This window comes from Pseudomonas sp. 34 E 7 (assembly GCF_900005715.1).
Classification (GTDB): Bacteria; Pseudomonadota; Gammaproteobacteria; order Pseudomonadales; family Pseudomonadaceae; genus Aquipseudomonas; species Aquipseudomonas orientalis_A.
Genome location: NZ_CVTX01000149.1, coordinates 3,678 through 21,209 on the forward strand (window position 1 = coordinate 3,678; position 17,532 = coordinate 21,209).

The window sequence follows — 17,532 nt, forward strand, 5'->3', positions numbered from 1 at the left end:
GCCAGCGTGGTTTAACGGGGCGCCTGAGATCAAGATCAAAAGCAGATCAAGATCAAGAGCGACTCGCTTCGCATCGTGGTTACGGTTGGGCGCTACAGAGTTGGGTAGCAAGCCCCTCCCACATTTCGGGTTATTTCAGGCCCAGCCGCCTGGCCATGCGGCCGAGGTTGGCACGGTCCAGGCCCAGTTCGCGGGCGGCGGCGGCCCAGTTGCGTTGATGGCGTTCCAGGCAGGCGCTGATGACCTGGCGCTGGAAGTGTTCGGTGGCCTGGCGCAGGTCGGCAATGACGTCGGGGGCGCTGGCGAGCGGTGCGTCGAGGGTCGCTGCGCTGACATCCGGCAGGTCCAGGTCTGAAGCGCTCAGGCTGAGAATTTTCGGCCGCTCGCGGCAGTGGCCCAGGGCTTTGAGCGCGCTGCGTCCGATCAAGTGCTCCAGCTCGCGCACATTGCCCGGCCAGTCGTAGGCCAGCAGCGCCGCCTGGGCATCGCCGGTCAGGCGCAGGCTGCCCAGGCCCATGCGTGAGCGGTTCTGCTCCAGGAAGAACCCGGCCAGCAACAGTACGTCGCGCCCGCGTTCACGCAGCGCAGGCACTTTCAGTGGGTAGACGCTCAGGCGGTGGTAGAAGTCGGCGCGGTAGCGGCCATTGCGCACTTCCTCCGCCAGGTCACGATTGGTGGCGGCAATCAGGCGCACATTCACCTGATGCTCCTTGTCCGAACCCAGGCGCTGCAACTGGCCGCTTTGCAGCACCCGCAGCAGCTTGGCCTGCACCGTCAGCGACAGCTCGCCCACTTCATCCAGGAACAGCGTGCCGCCATTGGCCAGTTCGAATTTGCCCCGGCGTTCATTCAGCGCACCGGTGAAGGCGCCGCGCACATGGCCGAACAGCTCGCTTTCCACCAGGGTCTCGGGCAGCGCGGCGCAGTTGAGGCTGATCAGGGGTTTGTCGGCACGCGCCGACGCGGCGTGGATCGCCTGGGCGACCAGCTCCTTGCCGACCCCGGTCTCACCGGTGATCAGCACGGTCAGGTCACTGCCGCCCACCAGTTTGATTTCTTCCACCAGGTGCTTGTGCGCCTTGCTCTGGCCGATCATTTCCTTGTGCTGCTGGCCGCTGGCCTGACGGTAGATCTCCGCACGCTGGTGCTCGTCTTCGGCGCGCAACGCCAGGCGTTCAATGCGCTCGGCGACGTTGACGGTGGCGGCGGCAAGGCTGGCAAAGGCTTGCAGGGCGTCGAGTTCGACCCGTTCAAAGCGCTCGGTGTCAAGGGCGTCCAGGGTCAGCAGGCCCCAGGGCCGGTCGTCGATAAACAGCGGGCAGCCCATGCAGTCGTGGACTTCCAGGTGCCCATGCAGGCCGTCCACCAGGCCGTCGTAAGGGTCGGGCAACGGGCTGTCGCTGTCGAAGCGGGTAGGGCCGGGGCTGCTCAGCAACACCTCGAAACGCGGGTGCTCGCTGACTTTGAAACGTCGGCCCAGGGTATCGGCGCTCAAGCCATCCACGGCCAGCGGCACCAGCCACTCGCCATCCAGGCGCAGCAACGCGGCGGCATCGCATGGCAGCAGGGCGCGCATGGCTTGCAGCAGGCGTCGATAACGCTCGCCTTCGGGCAGTTCCCGTGTCAGGTCGGCAACCAGCGGCAGCAGGGCGGTGAGCAGCGGCTTTGCAGTCATAATGACTCCTTGTAGTCTTTATGACTATAAGCTGTAGGAGGTCATATTGACTACACGATATTTAACGCTATGAAAAATAAAGGTTTATTAGTTGGCATGATTACTGACTACCTAAGGGTAATGACTGAAAAAACCCAGGAGTCTCCCATGCTGAGTGCCCAAGACCGTGCCATCGTCAAATCCACCGTGCCCCTGCTGGAAAGTGGCGGCGAGGCGCTGATTACCCATTTCTACCGCATGATGCTCGCCGAATACCCGGAGGTTCGCCCACTGTTCAACCAGGCCCACCAGGCCAGTGGCGACCAGCCCCGCGCCCTGGCCAATGGCGTGTTGATGTACGCGCGGCATATCGACCAGTTGGACCAACTCGGCGACCTGGTGGCCAGGATCATCAACAAGCACGTGGCCTTGCAGATCCTGCCGGAACACTACCCGATCGTCGGTGCGTGCCTGCTGCGGGCTATTTCCGAGGTGCTGGGCAGCGAGATAGCCACCCCTGAAGTAATGAGCGCCTGGGGCACGGCGTATGGCCAGTTGGCGGACATCCTGATCGGCGCCGAAGCGGCTATCTACGACGAGAAAGCCCAGGCGCCCGGTGGCTGGCGCGGTGCGCGGCCGTTCGTGCTGGTCAAGCGTGTGCAGGAGAGTGCCGAGATCATCTCGTTCTACTTTGCCCCGGTGGACAACGGCCCGATCCTCAACGCTGCCCCCGGCCAATACATCGGCATGAAGCTGGTGCTCGATGGCGAGGAAGTGCGTCGCAACTATTCCCTGTCGGCCTTGAGCGATGCCGGGGTGTACCGCATCAGCGTCAAGCGCGAAGCCGGCGGGCGGGTCTCCAATTACCTGCATGATCAACTGCATGTTGGCGCAACTGTTGACCTGTTCCCCCCTGCAGGCGACTTCACCCTGGCCGCCAGCGACAAGCCGCTGGTGCTGATCAGCGGCGGGGTGGGCATTACGCCAACCCTGCCGATGCTCGAAGCGGCCCTGGCCACCCAGCGCCCGGTGCACTTTATCCACTGCGCGCGTAACGGCGGCGTGCATGCGTTCCGTGACTGGGTGGATACGCTGGCGGCGAGGCACCCGCAGCTCAAGCGTTTCTATTGCTATGCCGAGGACGACGGCGTGAGCCCGGCGGCGGACAAGGTCGGCCTGCTGAGCCAGGAGCAACTGGCGGCGTGGCTGCCCGAGCAGCGCGATATTGATGCGTACTTCCTGGGGCCCAAGGGTTTCATGGCGGCGATCAAGCGGCATCTGAAGGCGTTGGGCGTACCGCACAAGCAGGTGCGCTATGAGTTCTTCGGCCCCGCTGCGGCGCTGGAATAATCCCTCAGCAGCCACGCTGTTCAATGTGGGAGGGGGCTTGCCCCCGATAGCGATGGGTCAGTCAGCTTGTCTTTGGCTGCCACATCGCATCGGGGGCAAGCCCCCTCCCACATTGGGTTCGCCATTTTTCCTGATTAATCCGGCGTTAACCCTTCTCTGTTTTAACCACTGCCTGTGTGTAAACTTGTTGCCATCAGGCAAACAGACAAAGGAAACCGGAGATGAGTGACGAAATGCGTTTGGGCAGGGAGCGGCGCTTTCTGGTGTTGCTGGGCATCATCTGCCTGGCGCTGATCGGCGGCGCGCTGTACATGCAAGTGGTGTTGGGCGAAGCGCCGTGCCCACTGTGCATCCTGCAACGCTACGCCTTGCTGCTGATCGCGTTCTTTGCGTTCATCGGGGCCGCGATGCGTACCAAAGGGGCCGTCACGTTCTTTGAGGGCCTGGTGGTGCTCAGCGCCGTGGGCGGTGTGGCGGCTGCCGGTCACCATGTGTACACCCAGTTCTTCCCTCAGGTCAGTTGCGGCATCGATGTGCTGCAGCCGATCGTCGATGACCTGCCCCTGGCCAAAGTGTTTCCCCTGGGCTTTCAGGTCGACGGCTTCTGCAGCACGCCCTATCCGCCGATCCTTGGCCTGTCCCTGGCGCAATGGGCATTGGTGGCGTTCGTGCTGACCGTGATCCTGGTGCCCCTGTGCATCTACCGTAATCGTCACCCCAACGCCTGAGCCCGCGCCACCAAACGCCCCGATCTGCTTGAGCGCAGGCCGGGGCGTTTTTGTTCGCGGGGATTTGTGAAAGTGCTGTGACGAGCGGCAACAAAAGCGGCGCGCAGCATGCGACATGTTGTCACACGGAGGCCGTCGCAGGAGCTGCGCAACGAGCAGAATCGACCTTTGGATTTGCATCCGGTGCGCAAACTGTGCTGTCAGTTCGTGGTTTGAAAGGCAGCGCGAAACGCTCACGGGTTCAGCAGGGGCAGGGTGATTAAATGCCTGGTTTTATGGGGACTTTACACCCTTTGCCATGCCCTTACAGGTTGTAAGGGGAGTGGCAATCTGCCCAATAGCCCGGCAGTTTTTGTGGTTTTTGTTGAGAATTGAACGCGATAACATCGCGAACCGTTGCAGGAATGGTGAAGGATTATTGCTGTAATCGATAAAAATTATTTCTGTATCAGACATGGTTTATACATCGCTAGCTAACTACAATCGCCCGCACTGAATGTCCGGTGCTGTTCAATATTTGAGCATTGGAGCGGTCGAGGAGCAGATGGAAGGCTCTGTGCGATCCCAGGTTCCGGCAGCCTTTCAACTATTCCGCACCAAATGGAATTGGTCTGTAACAAGGCCTTTAGCCACGAAATCGAATAAGAACTCACCGCAGGTCCGTGAAACGTACAGCTATGACGTAGCGGGCTGGCTCTTATTCAATCGAAGAGAAATGCCAACCCTTGGCAGGGTGAAGTGTTGGCGATCAAAACCCAACTGCATTGCGCAAGCTGCTTTAGAGGTCGTGAGATGAGTAAAAACAGGTACCCCCGATTACTAGGCTTTTTGCCGCTGCTTGGCATGATGTTAATGCTGGGAGGCTGTAAGTGGACCTTGCTCGACCCAAAAGGACAGGTCGGTCTGGATGAACGAAACCTGATCATCACCGCCACCCTGCTGATGCTGCTGGTCGTGGTCCCTGTGATTATCATGACCTTCGCCTTCGCCTGGAAATACCGCGCGTCCAACACCAGCGCCACCTACGCGCCGAAGTGGTCGCACTCCACCAAGATCGAAATCGCGGTGTGGCTGGTCCCGATCCTCATCATCATTGCCCTGGGTTATGTGACCTACAAGTCCACCCACGCACTGGACCCGTACCGTCCGCTGGAATCTGACGTCAAGCCGATCAACATCGAAGTGGTCGCGCTGGACTGGAAGTGGCTGTTCATCTACCCGGACCTGGGTATCGCCACTGTGAACCAGATCCGGTTCCCGGAACACACTCCGCTGAACTTCAAGATCACCTCCGACGCCGTGATGAACTCGTTCTTCATCCCAGCCCTGGGCGGCCAGATCTACGCGATGGCAGGCATGCAGACCAAGCTGCACCTGATCGCCAACCAGAAAGCTGAAATGGAAGGCATCTCCGCCAACTACAGCGGCGCTGGCTTCACCGGCATGAAATTCAAAGCGATCTCGACGAGCCAGGAAGAATTTGACGCCTGGGTAGCCGAAGTCAAGGCCGCACCTAAACAGCTTGATCAAGCTGAATACGACGCCCTGACCAAACCAAGCCAGAACAACCCTGTCGCGCTGTACTCCGCGTTTGAACCGAACCTGTTTCAGAAAATCGTCGACAAGTACGAAGGTATGAAGCCAGGCAAGCCGGTCAAGCACGAGAAGAAAGAAGTGGCCGTGGTTGAAGGTTCTGACACAGGCGCGCATTCAACTGCTGGGGCAGAGGAGTAAACGATGTTTGGTAAATTAAGTTGGGACGCGGTCCCATTCCACGAGCCGATCGTGATGGTGACCATCGCCATGATCGCGCTGGGTGGTCTGGCACTGTTTGCAGGTATTACTTACTTCAAGAAGTGGACCTACCTGTGGACCGAGTGGCTGACCTCGGTCGACCACAAGAAAATCGGTGTCATGTACGTCATCGTGGCCATGGTCATGCTGCTGCGTGGTTTTGCCGACGCCATCATGATGCGTACCCAGTTGGCCATGGCCACCGAGGGTTCGCCTGGCTACCTGCCACCTGAACACTATGACCAGATCTTCACCGCCCACGGTGTGATCATGATCATCTTCATGGCGATGCCTTTCTTCACCGGCCTGATGAACCTTGCCTTGCCGCTGCAGATCGGTGCGCGTGACGTTGCCTACCCGTTCCTGAACTCCCTGAGCTTCTGGCTGCTGGTGTCCGGCGTGGTGCTGATCAACGTGTCCCTGGGCGTCGGCGAATTCGCCAAGACCGGTTGGGTTGCGTATCCGCCATTGTCGGGGCTGCAATACAGTCCGGGCGTGGGTGTGGACTACTACATCTGGGCACTACAGTTATCAGGACTCGGGACGACATTGACGGGGGTCAACTTCCTGGCCACCGTCCTGAAGATGCGCGCCCCTGGCATGAAACTGATGGACATGCCGATCTTCACCTGGACCTGCACCTGGGCAAACGTGCTGATCGTGGCTTCGTTCCCGATCCTGGCCGCTACCATGGCGCTGCTGTCGCTTGACCGTTACCTGGATTTCCACATTTTCACCAATGAACTTGGTGGCAATCCAATGATGTACGTGAACCTGTTCTGGGCATGGGGTCACCCTGAGGTGTACATCCTGATCCTGCCGGCGTTCGGTATCTTCTCCGAAGTGATCTCGACCTTTACCGGCAAGCGCCTGTTCGGTCACCACTCGATGGTCTACGCATCGGGCGCCATTTCGGTACTGGGCTTCATGGTGTGGCTGCACCACTTCTTCACCATGGGTTCGGGGGCCAGCGTCAACGCCTTCTTCGGCCTGGCGACGATGCTGATTTCCATCCCGACGGGGGTGAAGCTATTCAACTGGCTGTTCACCATCTACCACGGTCGTCTGCGCATGACCAGCCAGGTCCTGTGGACCCTGGGCTTCATGGTGACCTTCGCCATCGGCGGCATGACCGGCGTACTGCTGGCCATCCCGGGTGCTGACTTCGTCCTGCACAACAGCCTGTTCGTGATCGCGCACTTCCACAACGTGATCATCGGCGGCGCGGTATTCGGCTACATCGCAGGTTTCAGCTTCTACTTCCCGAAAGCGTTCGGCTTCAAGCTGCACGAAGGCTGGGGCAAGGCTGCATTCTGGTTCTGGATCTCGGGCTTCTTCGTCGCGTTCATGCCGCTCTATGCACTGGGCTTCATGGGCATGACCCGTCGTCTGAACGCCACTACCAACCCTGAGTGGGTGCCGTACCTGTACGTCGCCATGTTCGGTGCGGTGATGATCGCTGTGGGTATTGCCTGCCAGTTGATCCAGCTGTACGTCAGCGTGCGTGACCGCAAGCAGAACATGTGCGAATCCGGCGACCCATGGAATGGCCACACCCTGGAATGGTCGACCTCGTCGCCACCACCGTTCTACAACTTCGCCGTGATCCCTACCGCGAACACCATCGATGCGTTCACCGAAGCCAAGGAAGACGGTACTGCGTACCAGAAGCCCAAGCACTACGAGCCGATCCACATGCCAAACAACACCGCCACTGGCGTGGTGATGGGTGCGCTGTTGACCGTGTTCGGTTTCGCGATGATCTGGCACATCTGGTGGCTGGCAATCGTGGGCCTGGTAGGCACCATCGGTTACTTCATCATTCACGCTGCCCGTGATGATCAAGGCTACATGGTGCCGGTCGAAACGATCGAACGCATCGAAGCCGAGCAGCACGCTCGCCTGGTAGCCGAGAAGAAAATCCCGGCCAACCGTGTAGAAACCTCGTTGGAACAGGCTTAAACCATGTCGAACTTAGTGACCAATGCTGGACACGCCCATGTCGATGACCATGGGCACGATGACCATCACCACGACTCGGGGCCAATAACCGTCTACGGTTTCTGGCTCTACCTGATGACCGACTGCATCTTGTTTGCGTCGATCTTCGCGGTGTACGCGGTACTGGTAAACAACGTAGCGGGTGGCCCGTCGGGCCACGACATTTTCGAACTGCCTTACGTGCTCGGCGAAACCGCCTTGCTGTTGTTCAGTTCGATCACCTACGGCTTCGCCATGTTGGCCTTCTACAAGGGCAACAAGAAAGGCGTACTGAGCTGGCTGGGCCTGACCTTCCTGTTCGGCCTGGGCTTCATCGGCATGGAGATCAACGAGTTCCACCTGCTGATCTCCGAAGGCTACGGCCCGCACCGTTCCGGTTTCCTGTCGGCGTTCTTCACGCTGGTCGGCACCCACGGTCTGCACGTATCCGCCGGCCTGCTGTGGATGGCGGTGATGATGTATCAGGTCAATAAGCACGGCCTGACCAACACCAACAAGACCCGCCTGAGCTGCCTGAGCCTGTTCTGGCACTTCCTGGACGTGGTCTGGATCTGCGTATTCACCGTCGTTTACTTGATGGGGACTCTGTAATGGCTAATGCACACTCCCATGACAGCCACGATTCAAGCCACGGCAGCGTAAAGTCTTACGCCATCGGCTTCATCCTGTCGGTCATCCTGACCCTGATCCCGTTCGGCCTGGTGATGTACCCAACCCTGCCGAAGTCGATCACCTTGATGATCGTCCTGGCGTTCGCGGTAATTCAGGTCCTGGTTCACCTGGTGTACTTCCTGCACCTGGATCGTTCCAAAGAGCAGCGCGAGAACGTGATTGCGTTCGTGTTTGCAGGCCTGGTGATCGTTCTGCTGGTTGGTCTGTCGCTGTGGATCATGTTCAGCATCCACACCTACATGATGGCGAAGTGAGGTAAGACCCGATGTCGCTTAAGCACTTTATCCAAATCACCAAACCGGGGATCATTTTCGGTAACGTGCTTTCTGTGGCGGGCGGTTTCTTCCTGGCCTCCAAGGGACATGTCGATCTGGCCATCTTCCTGGCGGCGATGATCGGCACCTCCCTGGTGGTAGCTTCCGGATGCGTGTTCAACAACTGCATCGACCGTGACATCGACATCAAGATGGAGCGCACCAAGAATCGCGTGCTGGTCCAGGGTCTTATCTCCCTGAAACTGGCACTGATCTTCGCGACCGTCCTGGGTGTTGCGGGCGTGGTGTTGTTGTACAAGGTGGCCAACCCGCTGGCGGCGCTGTTTGCCGTGATCGGCTTTGTCATCTACGTCGGCCTCTACAGCCTCTACCTCAAGCGCAAGTCGGTACACGGCACGCTGGTGGGGAGTCTGTCGGGGGCGATGCCGCCGGTGATTGGTTATGTGGCTGTAACCAATAGCTTCGACATGGCCGCGCTGGTGCTGCTGGTGATGTTCAGCCTGTGGCAGATGCCGCATTCCTACGCCATCGCGATTTTCCGCTTCAATGACTACCTGGCTGCGTCGATTCCGGTTCTGCCGGTCAAGCGTGGCATCCAGGTGGCCAAGAAACACATCCTGCTCTACATCCTGGCCTTCCTCGTGGCGACCTTGATGTTGACCTTCAGTGGCTATGCCGGCATGAGCTACCTCGCCGTCGCCGCGGCCATGGGCATGTACTGGTTGTACATGGCCTGGACCGGCTACAAGGCGGTGGATGACACCGTCTGGGCGCGCAAGCTGTTCGTGTTCTCGATCTTCACCATCACCGCGCTCAGCGTGATGATGTCCCTGGATTTCCAGGTGCCGAAAGAGCTGTTGCTGACCTACGCGCACTGAGTGGTCTAAGCAGTAAAGGCCCCGCCTTCGCAAGAAGCGCGGGGTTTTTTATGGTATGCCCTTTATGATCGCGAGCAAGCTCGCTCCTATACCCAAATTCTTCGAATGCAGGAAGCAAAGCAATGAGTAAAAAAGCCGTTATGGTCTTCAGTGGCGGGCAGGACTCGACCACCTGCCTGATCCAGGCATTGAAGCAGTATGACGAAGTGCACTGCATCACCTTCGATTATGGCCAGCGCCATGTGGCGGAGATCGAAGTGGCTCGCACGTTGGCCAAGCAGTTGGGCGCCACCGTGCACAAGGTGATGGATGTGTCCCTGCTCAATGAGCTGGCGATCAGCAGCCTCACCCGTGACAACATCCCCGTGCCCACCGTGAACAGCTCAGGCGAAAGCCTGCCGAGCACCTTCGTGCCGGGGCGTAACATCCTGTTCCTGACCCTGGCCGCGATCTACGCCTATCAAGTCAAGGCCGAGACCGTGATCACCGGCGTGTGCGAAACCGACTTCTCGGGTTACCCGGATTGCCGCGACGAGTTCGTGAAAGCGCTGAACCAGGCCCTCAAGCTGGGCATGGAATATGACGTACGCCTCGATACCCCGCTGATGTGGCTGAACAAGGCCGAGACCTGGGCCCTGGCCGATTACCACGGGCAACTTGAGCTGGTCCGCGAGCAGACGCTGACCTGCTACAACGGCGTGATTGGCACAGGCTGCGGAAACTGCGATGCGTGCAACCTGCGCGCCCGGGGCTTGAATGAGTATCTGCAGAATAAAGCGGATGTGATGCAGAGCCTCAAGCACAAGTTGCAGCTGAAGTAACTCGATCAAGAGCCGGGTGATATCCAAATGTGGGAGGGGGCTTGCCCCCGATGAGGGAGTGTCAGCAAATGCATTTTTGACTGACACACCGCTATCGGGGGCAAGCCCCCTCCCACAGGGATAGCGGTGAACCAGTGAGTTTCATGCACTGGTCAGATAGCGCTTGAACAACGACCGCGCCCCATACGCCGGCAGGATATTGAAGAACGCAAAGCCGACTTTGATCGCGATCTGCACATAGATCATGCTCAGGATGTCACCGGTCTGCATCACGCCATAGAAGGCGATAAAGCAGAACAGGAAGCTGTCGATAATGACCGCAAAGAACGTACTGAGGAAAATCCGCAGGTACAGGTACCTGGAGTTGGTCAGTTCCTTGATTTTGCACAGCAGATAAGAGTTGATGTTCTCCGACACCAGGAAGGACACCGACGAGGCGATCAGCACCGACGAGACTTGCAGGATCACGTCGGTGTACGGTCCATCCAGTTTCCAGCCCGGCAGCCCCGGCAGGAAGGTCGAGCCGTAGAGCAGGATGATGATCATCGCGTTACTGGCAAACGCAAACAGGATCGCTCGGCGTGCCAGGCGCAGTCCGAAGTTTTCGTTCAGCAGGTCCACGATCAGAAAGGTCAGGGGATACAGGAACGTGCCCGGCGTCACGATGATGCCCATCGACTCCAGGTAGATCGGTTTGGTCGCGGCGATACTGGTAAAGATATAAAACGTGAACAGCAGCAGATTCAGGATGATGTAGATCATCCATGAGTTTTCATTGCGGTCGTTCATGTCGTAGGCCGTGAGCGCACCGCCTTGTGAATAGAACTTCTTGTAGAGGTTCTTGATTTCCATCCTGTTGAAGTTGTCCATCATTTCGCTGTTGAGCACTTCACTGAGCTTGATCCTGATGACCTTGCCCGTGTCGATCACCATGATCACCGCCAGGCGCTTGTCATTTTCAAACCCCAGCAGCTTGTATTTGCTGTTTTCAACCGGTGCCTCAAGCCTGTTCATTGAAGCGCTCCTCGAAGATATCGCCGATGACACACAGGCGATCCGAGTTCGCACAGGGTTCAAGGGTAATGAAGAGCTTTTGGGTGGCGCGGTCGTACACCAGCTTTTCCTTGTCGTCGCTGCACGCGCCTTTTTGAACGATCAGCAGGTCCCCTGGCTCATTGAGACCGGTAATGGCGTGCTCCAGCAGTACGCCGATCAAGTTGCAGGACAGGCCGAAGTAGTAAGTCAGCGGGAACAGCGTGGACAGCTCACCGATGCGCTTGCCCAGGTGCTGCATGACCTGGCTTTCCTTGAGCACAGGCACCGCCGCCGGGTTCATGTTGCCCAGGGGTGAAGCATGGCTCTCGATGATTTCCTTGGCTTCAAAATTGATGGTTTCGATTTCTTCGTAGGAGACGCCGAAGAAGTCGGAGATTTTGCGCAGGGTCGACTGTTGTACGTTGGCGACCTTGCCTTCGAGGATGTTGTAGATGGTGGTCCTGGTCAGGCCGGCGGCGCTGCTTAACGAAAGCTGGGTTTCGCCGCGACTTTTGATCAAGTACCTGATGTTGCTCTTCAGGTGCTCGGTTTTTTCCCGTCTGTGCATCACGTGCTCACCAGTTCCCTTTAGTCATGATCGTCCATTTTTCCTTCGCGAAACCGTCGATTTAGAGCCTGCCACGGGGCTTTTCAACGTCGCGATCGCGAGTGTTACATGTGTGTTGCTCAACAATAAAGCGCTAAATCAGGCTGCGTTTTCCTCGTCATACTTCTCTGTACGACCCGTAGGAATCATCGTTCGTCTACAAGGAGTAGTTGCCATGGTCAGCGTCAGCCGTCGATCTCTTCTCGCTCTGGGCGCGGCCTTGCCGGTGCTGGGGCGCCTGGATTGGGCAGTCGCCAGCCCCGCGCCGGCGACCTCTGACACGGTACTGCTCAACTACAACGAAAGCCCTTACGGGCCGTCAACGGCGGCGCTTGAGGCGATGGGGCGGGGCAGTGCGGCAGCAGGACGTTATCCCTACCCGCACATGTACGCGTTGGCTGCGCTGTTCGCCCGGCAGCAAGGTATTACCGAAGAGCGCGTGGCCGTGTTTGCCGGCTCCATGGCCGCCCTGCGCTATGCCGTGTTGGCGTTCACCAGTCCAACCCGTGGCCTGGTGATGGCCACGCCGTCCTACGAAGTGCCGCGCCAGGCGGCCGCGTCGAACCAGGCACCGGTGCGCGAAGTGAACCTCGATGCCGCGCATGCCCATGATGTACCGGCCATGCTCGCGGCTGATCCCCAGGCCGGCATGCTATACCTGTGCAACCCCAACAACCCGACCGGTACCCTGACGCCAACCGAGGCCATCCGTCAGGCGCTGGCCAACAAACCCAAAGGCAGCGTGCTGGTGGTGGACGAAGCCTATATCGATTTCTGCGATGCCCCCAGTTGCGTGAGCTGGACCAGCGACCACGACGACCTGCTGGTACTGCGCACGTTCTCGAAAATCTACGGCATGGCCGGTGCGCGCCTGGGCCTGGCAATCGGCCACCCGGCATTGCTGGAGCAACTGGCGGTGTTCGGCGGTGACAATGTGCCGGCGGGTGCCAGCCTGCTGGGTGCCCATGCCAGCCTGGAGGACGTCAAGCTGCTGGGCCAGCGCAAGGCGCTCAATGCCACCGTGCGTGATGAGACTATCGCGTGGCTCAAGGACCGAGGGTTCAGGTGCACGGCCTCGCAGAGCAACTGCTTCATGATCGACGTCAGGCAACCCGCAGAGCAGGTGATCGAGCGGCTGGCTGCACAGAACGTGCTGGTGGGGCGGGTATGGAGCAACTGGCCGCAGTGGGTGCGGGTGACAGTGGGTAACCGGCAGGAGATGGAGCGGTTTCGTCACGTGTTCGCCACGCAGATCGTGGGTGTCGGCTGAACCGCATACAAAAGGTGGGAACGGAGCACCGCCCCTCCCACAGGGGATCTGCGCTAACTGACCTGCATCAGGACTTGCCCCGTCCCCAACTTCAGTCCTGCTGTGTGACCGGCAATGGATTACTGCTGGACGATGCTGTAGCCATCAAAGGCTGTCTGCTGTTGCAGGGCCGCAATCACGTTCTTGCGGCTCAGCGGCTGTTCAGTGCCGGCGTTATCGACAAAGCTTTCCACTTCCGGCTCGGCTTCATCGCCCTCACCGACAAAGTTGAACCCCAGGAATTCGAATGCTTCACGGTCGACGTTGAGTTTGGAGCGCGGCGTGCGCAGTGGCAGGGTGACACTGGTACCGTCCTTGCTGATCACAAACACCTCGGCTTCTTTCTTGGCACGCGCGGCCTTGCCCTTGCCGGCGCTCGGGTTGCTGATGGCCTGGTGCGACTGGTTCAGCACCTTGAGGGCCAGGCCATAGACCAGTTCCTGGAACTCGGGGTCGTCCTTGAAGCTGGACAGGATGCGGCTGATCGAGAACTTGCTGCTCAAGTCTTCCAGGGCGGCGTTATCGGCCGCTTCGGCGTCCTTCAATTGCTTGAGCCGGCCCATCAGCTCGTACGCCTTGTCATCGTCAAAGGCGTCATGGGCCTGACGGATGGCCAGGCGCAATTCGCGGATCTGGTCGCTTTCCTTGGAGGTGTGAAACGCGTCCAGCACCATTTCGCTGATGATCTTGGCCGCTGGCACATGCTGTGAAAGATTGATGGCGTTCTCGTACTCGGCTTTGGCGTGCAAGGCGGTTACGGAGGCTTCGGCGGATTCAGCGGTGTACGAATCGGACATTGAAATTTCACTACTTCAGTAAACGGGGAGAGACAAAAAAGCGTCGCGCATTTTCAGGGGGCAGGGGAGTCAGGTCAAGGCAACTCATCGAAGGTGAGCCCGCTCAGGTCGCTGGTTTATTCCGACACACCATTCTTCCCCGCCGCCTTGGACCGATACAGCGCCTGATCGGCGCGGGTCATCAGGGCTGCCGGTGACTCACCGAGCTGACGCTCCACCACGCCCAGGCTCAGGGTTATCCTGGCGCCACCCACGGCGGGCATTTCCTGGATTTTATGACGCACCCGTTCGGCCAGTTCCCTGGCCGTCTCCAGGGTACTGTTGGGCAAGACCAGCATGAATTCATCACCGCCCCAGCGCGCCAGCACGTCATCCGCACGCACGCACGCTTCCAGGCCTTCAACCACCCGTATCAGCGTCTGATCGCCTACGGCATGGCCATGTCGGTCATTGATCGGCTTGAAGTCATCGATATCCATGGCCACCAGCGCCAGTGGCAGGCGAAAGCGTTCGGCGCGGCTGCACTGTTCGAGCAATACCTTTTCCAGGCGATAACGGTTGGCGATGCGGGTCAAGGCGTCCCGTTCGGCCAGGGAGCGGTTTTCGTCCAATTGCAGTTGCAGCTGCTGATTGACGCGCGACAATTCAAGGGTGCGCTCCACCACCAGTGCTTCAAGAGACTCGTTACGCTGTTGAAGGCGCTCCATGGAGCATTTGCGCGTATGAATATCGCGGTGCGCACCCACCATGCGCGCGACCGAGTTATCGGGATTACGCGCGATGACGTAGCCCCGGTCTTCGATCCAGAGGTAGCTGCCGTCGCGCTTGCGGCAGCGGTATTCGGCCCGGTATTGGGGCGCGCGTTGGCAGATATAGTCATCAAATCCGCTCATCACCCGGGGGTAATCCTCAGGATGGATCAGGTTCTCCTAGGTGAATACGCTGTTTTCCAGGGAGTGGCGCGAGTAACCCAGCATTTCGTACCAACCGGGATTGCGGTAGACGAAGCCGGTATTGGCATTCCAGTCCCAGATACCGTCGCTGACCAATTCCATGATGGCATGCAACAGGTCGGCGCTGAGGTCGGAAAAGTCATTGCGCGGTATTTCACTGCCGGTTGTATCGTCCATTTACGCGCTTCCTGCGTGAACTGGCTCCCGAGGCCAGCTGTGGTTGACGCCGATACTCCGTGGCTGGCGCTACTGTACAACGCGGCCGGTGTGCTTTGAATAGGGCAGATGTATTGTTTCAGGGGCGTGGCGCGGTCATTTTCGTACGCGGCTTGCCATTCGCGTTGTGCTGAAAAATCGCTTCAGGTTGGCCCTTTTCGTTGAAAAACACCTGACCGATTCCCGCGCAATTCCATAAGCGCTCGCCAGCCTCGGCATGTTCCGGGATATGCGGCACCACCTGCATGGTACGGCGCCGGGTAAACCAGTTGAGCGGTGAGCGCGGGGAGTAGAGCCAGCGGTTGAGACGGTCGAACCATTCCAGCAGACGCGGCGGGAACTCGTTCTTGATGCCGCTGCTGGTGATCTGCCAGATTCTGGGGCCCGCATTGCGGTGGCGAATCAGCACTTCGTAGACAAACGAATAATGCACGTCCCCCGACAGAATCACGTAATTACCGGGTGTACGGGAGTGGCGGAAGATATTGAGAATCACCTGGGCGCTGCCGCGATGGGCCATCCAGTTTTCGGCGTCGACCAATAAGGGGTGGCCGCACCAACTGAAGATTTTCTGCACGGTCTCTATCAGCTTCACGCCAAAGATTGGCGCGGGCGAGACGATGATCGCCGAAGGGTGATCGAGCAGTTCCTGCTGCAGCTCGCTCAAGGCTTCCCAATCCAGCAGGCCGGATGGTTGCTTGAGCGTGAACTCGCTGCGCCAGCGCCGGGTGCGGGTGTCGAGCACCACCAGCGCGGGGTTGGTGGGTAGTACGTAGTGCCAGTGCTGGAATTTGCGCAGCGCTTCGAGTAATTCGTCCTGCGCGGCTGCGTCCAGATGGTTGGCCCGGGTCTGACGGGTCAACGCTTGGGTTCGGCTCACCAGTTCGCCAAATGCATCGGGCTGATTGCCCCAGCCCTGGCATAGCAGGTAGGCCAGGAGGGCGTTTCCGATGATGCGTCTGGAGAAGGGGTGGCCGTAAGCGGTTTCCTCCCATTGGGCGCTGAGGTTCCAGTCGTCGGTGATGTCATGGTCGTCAAAGATCATCAAGGTCGACAGGTGGGCGAAGACTCGCGCGACCCCCGGCAGCCCATCGCGGAATCCTTCGACCCGGAGCTCTTCGCTGGCATAACGCTGCTGTCGTTCCAGGCTCAGGGGCGGGCTTTGAAGCGTGATCAGCGTCCAGGGCGTGGGTGACCACACCAGCAGGTACATCGCGATGACTTCGGCAAAGGTCACCAGATGATTATCGGCGGTGCTGCTGGTGAAAATCGGCTTTTTCACGCCACCAAAGAAGCGTTCGCGCAACGTCTCATTGCTGTCCAGTGCCGGCAGCAAGTCGGCACGGTGATAATAACTGGCGGGATGCCGGTAGAGGCTTGCGCTGTCATCGACCACGGCGCCTTCGAGGTATTCATCGACCAGGCCCAGCCGTGCAATCAGCCCATGAATCGCACGCAGCATCGGCCCGGCGACATCGTCGGCGTAAACCTGATCGCCGCTCATCATCAGCAAGGCCGGACGTTCGACCGGGGTTTGGGCGTCGGCCAGCAGACGGTCGACGCACAGCAAACCGTCATTGGCACTGTGATGGGGTTTGCGGCATGAGCCGTGCACCAACTGATGGATACGGCTATGCAGGACGAAACTGGGGTATTGGTGGTCGGCGTACAGGAGGTGCGGTGCCCACTCGGCGATGCCAGTATCGGCGAAAACCAGGTCGTAGCCGATCGCCACGTCCAGCGGCAGCGCTTCGTCCAGTGACACATCGATCAAGTGAATAAATGCGTGACGCCCGACGGGTACGACGTTGCAGTCAAGGATAATCTCCAGTGTCTGCTCGGGCAGATGCAGCTTCAGCGTCAGTTCCAGTGCTCGACTTCCTACCAGCCACAACACCAGGCGCCGAGCTTCGAGGCGTCGCAGCAGAGGGCCCGCCAGAACGGCGGGCAGTGTGTCGGAATGCGGCATGCAGGCAGTGGTCCGGGGCTGGATTGAACCGGTGAGTTTAAGCGAGTGAATGTCATGGTTTTGTTATCGGGGGGTACGAAGGGCCGTACACGGCCCCTCGTACGCGCCCGGTTAGAGAACGTTGCCTCGACCCAGGCTGTCCAGCCCACCGCCCTTGGTTTTGCGTCGGTCATCGGCCGCCATGCCTTCAGGCTCGAAGGCATTTTGTTGCGTGGCGGTGGAGTCGATGCTGCGCTTCGTGCGTTGGGGCCCTGCATCATCCTGCTGCAGAGGTGGGTATTGAAAGCTGCTCAGTGAATGATTGATTCCGCTGACCATGGATGTTTCCTTCTATGAGTAGAGGATGACTTCGCCTATCGGAGCGAAGCAAGGCCTACCTTAATAGCGGCCCGCAAGGGCCGCTATAAACGCGTTGCTGCAAGATATGACTGCAACTGACGAGCGTTTTTTAGAAAGGGTCCCGCCCATGCTCT

At 59.1% G+C, this 17,532-nt stretch carries 15 protein-coding genes and 2 pseudogenes; 9 read left to right on the plus strand and 8 right to left on the minus strand.

Annotation, left to right across the window (positions count from 1 at the left end; genetic code table 11):
* Positions 1-130: 130 nt before the first annotated feature.
* Entirely contained in the window at positions 131-1,675 is a 1,545-nt protein-coding gene (gene norR / locus BFP96_RS16520) for a nitric oxide reductase transcriptional regulator NorR (protein ID WP_065936607.1), read from the minus strand.
* Between the two features lie 147 nt (positions 1,676-1,822).
* On the opposite strand from norR, the gene hmpA reads away from it, so the two are divergent.
* Both hmpA and BFP96_RS16530 read left to right on the plus strand, forming a co-directional pair.
* A complete protein-coding gene (gene hmpA / locus BFP96_RS16525; protein ID WP_065936608.1) occupies positions 1,823-3,004 on the plus strand; it encodes an NO-inducible flavohemoprotein in 1,182 nt (393 codons plus the stop codon).
* A gap of 221 nt (positions 3,005-3,225) precedes the next feature.
* The gene (locus tag BFP96_RS16530; protein ID WP_065892841.1) at positions 3,226-3,732 is read left to right on the plus strand and encodes a disulfide bond formation protein B; all 507 of its coding nucleotides are present in this window, start codon (positions 3,226-3,228) and stop codon (positions 3,730-3,732) included.
* Positions 3,733-4,205: 473 nt separating this feature from the next.
* Here the strand turns inward: BFP96_RS16530 and BFP96_RS31790 are convergent.
* Positions 4,206-4,497: pseudogene (locus tag BFP96_RS31790) on the minus strand (hypothetical protein).
* A 27-nt stretch (positions 4,498-4,524) separates the two neighbouring features.
* On the opposite strand from BFP96_RS31790, the gene cyoA reads away from it, so the two are divergent.
* The 6 genes from cyoA (at position 4,525) to queC (ending at position 10,173) form a co-directional block, all read left to right on the plus strand.
* Positions 4,525-5,466: a ubiquinol oxidase subunit II gene (gene cyoA, locus BFP96_RS16535; RefSeq protein WP_065885078.1), complete on the plus strand. Its 942-nt coding sequence runs from the start codon at positions 4,525-4,527 to the stop codon at positions 5,464-5,466.
* 3 nt (positions 5,467-5,469) lie between these two features.
* Positions 5,470-7,488 (plus strand): cytochrome o ubiquinol oxidase subunit I, encoded by a 2,019-nt coding sequence (cyoB, locus tag BFP96_RS16540; RefSeq protein WP_065885079.1) that lies wholly within the window; start codon positions 5,470-5,472, stop codon positions 7,486-7,488.
* Positions 7,489-7,491: 3 nt separating this feature from the next.
* Positions 7,492-8,118: a cytochrome o ubiquinol oxidase subunit III gene (locus BFP96_RS16545; protein WP_003194052.1), complete on the plus strand. Its 627-nt coding sequence runs from the start codon at positions 7,492-7,494 to the stop codon at positions 8,116-8,118.
* Positions 8,118-8,453 (plus strand): cytochrome o ubiquinol oxidase subunit IV, encoded by a 336-nt coding sequence (gene cyoD, locus BFP96_RS16550; protein WP_003194051.1) that lies wholly within the window; start codon positions 8,118-8,120, stop codon positions 8,451-8,453. Before BFP96_RS16545 ends, cyoD begins: the two co-directional genes overlap by 1 nt.
* Before the next feature lie 11 nt (positions 8,454-8,464).
* Positions 8,465-9,352, plus strand: coding sequence for a heme o synthase (cyoE, locus tag BFP96_RS16555; protein WP_003176002.1), 888 nt, complete (start codon positions 8,465-8,467; stop codon positions 9,350-9,352).
* Between the two features lie 122 nt (positions 9,353-9,474).
* Complete coding sequence (gene queC, locus BFP96_RS16560; protein ID WP_065892839.1) at positions 9,475-10,173, plus strand: 7-cyano-7-deazaguanine synthase QueC; 699 nt, start codon at positions 9,475-9,477, stop codon at positions 10,171-10,173.
* Between the two features lie 141 nt (positions 10,174-10,314).
* On the opposite strand, the gene BFP96_RS16565 is transcribed toward queC, so the two are convergent.
* Positions 10,315-11,187, minus strand: coding sequence for a queuosine precursor transporter (locus tag BFP96_RS16565; protein WP_065936609.1), 873 nt, complete (start codon positions 11,185-11,187; stop codon positions 10,315-10,317).
* Entirely contained in the window at positions 11,174-11,776 is a 603-nt protein-coding gene (locus BFP96_RS16570; protein ID WP_065892401.1) for a helix-turn-helix transcriptional regulator, read from the minus strand. Before BFP96_RS16570 ends, BFP96_RS16565 begins: the two co-directional genes overlap by 14 nt.
* A 214-nt stretch (positions 11,777-11,990) precedes the next feature.
* Between BFP96_RS16570 and BFP96_RS16575 the strand changes: the two genes are divergently transcribed.
* Complete coding sequence (locus BFP96_RS16575; RefSeq protein WP_065936610.1) at positions 11,991-13,085, plus strand: pyoverdine biosynthesis transaminase PtaA; 1,095 nt, start codon at positions 11,991-11,993, stop codon at positions 13,083-13,085.
* A 119-nt stretch (positions 13,086-13,204) separates the two neighbouring features.
* Here BFP96_RS16575 and BFP96_RS16580 read toward each other — a convergent pair whose 3' ends face one another.
* From BFP96_RS16580 to BFP96_RS16595, 4 genes and pseudogenes are all read right to left on the minus strand, one after another.
* The gene (locus tag BFP96_RS16580) at positions 13,205-13,921 is read right to left on the minus strand and encodes a hypothetical protein (protein ID WP_065898248.1); all 717 of its coding nucleotides are present in this window, start codon (positions 13,919-13,921) and stop codon (positions 13,205-13,207) included.
* 116 nt (positions 13,922-14,037) lie between these two features.
* Positions 14,038-15,051: pseudogene (locus BFP96_RS16585) on the minus strand (diguanylate cyclase domain-containing protein).
* Positions 15,052-15,169: 118 nt separating this feature from the next.
* Positions 15,170-17,059: an alkaline phosphatase D family protein gene (locus BFP96_RS16590; protein WP_065892397.1), complete on the minus strand. Its 1,890-nt coding sequence runs from the start codon at positions 17,057-17,059 to the stop codon at positions 15,170-15,172.
* Between the two features lie 111 nt (positions 17,060-17,170).
* Positions 17,171-17,377, minus strand: coding sequence for a hypothetical protein (locus tag BFP96_RS16595; protein ID WP_065898245.1), 207 nt, complete (start codon positions 17,375-17,377; stop codon positions 17,171-17,173).
* Positions 17,378-17,532 lie beyond the last annotated feature (155 nt).

What these genes read in the sequence shown, in the direction of transcription:
- norR (WP_065936607.1), bottom strand. Translation starts at nt 1,675, where the DNA reads ATGACTGCAAAGCCGCTGCTCACCGCCCTGCTGCCGCTGGTTGCCGAC.
- hmpA (WP_065936608.1), top strand. Translation starts at nt 1,823, where the DNA reads ATGCTGAGTGCCCAAGACCGTGCCATCGTCAAATCCACCGTGCCCCTG.
- BFP96_RS16530 (WP_065892841.1), top strand. Translation starts at nt 3,226, where the DNA reads ATGAGTGACGAAATGCGTTTGGGCAGGGAGCGGCGCTTTCTGGTGTTG.
- cyoA (WP_065885078.1), top strand. Translation starts at nt 4,525, where the DNA reads ATGAGTAAAAACAGGTACCCCCGATTACTAGGCTTTTTGCCGCTGCTT.
- cyoB (WP_065885079.1), top strand. Translation starts at nt 5,470, where the DNA reads ATGTTTGGTAAATTAAGTTGGGACGCGGTCCCATTCCACGAGCCGATC.
- BFP96_RS16545 (WP_003194052.1), top strand. Translation starts at nt 7,492, where the DNA reads ATGTCGAACTTAGTGACCAATGCTGGACACGCCCATGTCGATGACCAT.
- cyoD (WP_003194051.1), top strand. Translation starts at nt 8,118, where the DNA reads ATGGCTAATGCACACTCCCATGACAGCCACGATTCAAGCCACGGCAGC.
- cyoE (WP_003176002.1), top strand. Translation starts at nt 8,465, where the DNA reads ATGTCGCTTAAGCACTTTATCCAAATCACCAAACCGGGGATCATTTTC.
- queC (WP_065892839.1), top strand. Translation starts at nt 9,475, where the DNA reads ATGAGTAAAAAAGCCGTTATGGTCTTCAGTGGCGGGCAGGACTCGACC.
- BFP96_RS16565 (WP_065936609.1), bottom strand. Translation starts at nt 11,187, where the DNA reads ATGAACAGGCTTGAGGCACCGGTTGAAAACAGCAAATACAAGCTGCTG.
- BFP96_RS16570 (WP_065892401.1), bottom strand. Translation starts at nt 11,776, where the DNA reads ATGCACAGACGGGAAAAAACCGAGCACCTGAAGAGCAACATCAGGTAC.
- BFP96_RS16575 (WP_065936610.1), top strand. Translation starts at nt 11,991, where the DNA reads ATGGTCAGCGTCAGCCGTCGATCTCTTCTCGCTCTGGGCGCGGCCTTG.
- BFP96_RS16580 (WP_065898248.1), bottom strand. Translation starts at nt 13,921, where the DNA reads ATGTCCGATTCGTACACCGCTGAATCCGCCGAAGCCTCCGTAACCGCC.
- BFP96_RS16590 (WP_065892397.1), bottom strand. Translation starts at nt 17,059, where the DNA reads ATGCCGCATTCCGACACACTGCCCGCCGTTCTGGCGGGCCCTCTGCTG.
- BFP96_RS16595 (WP_065898245.1), bottom strand. Translation starts at nt 17,377, where the DNA reads ATGGTCAGCGGAATCAATCATTCACTGAGCAGCTTTCAATACCCACCT.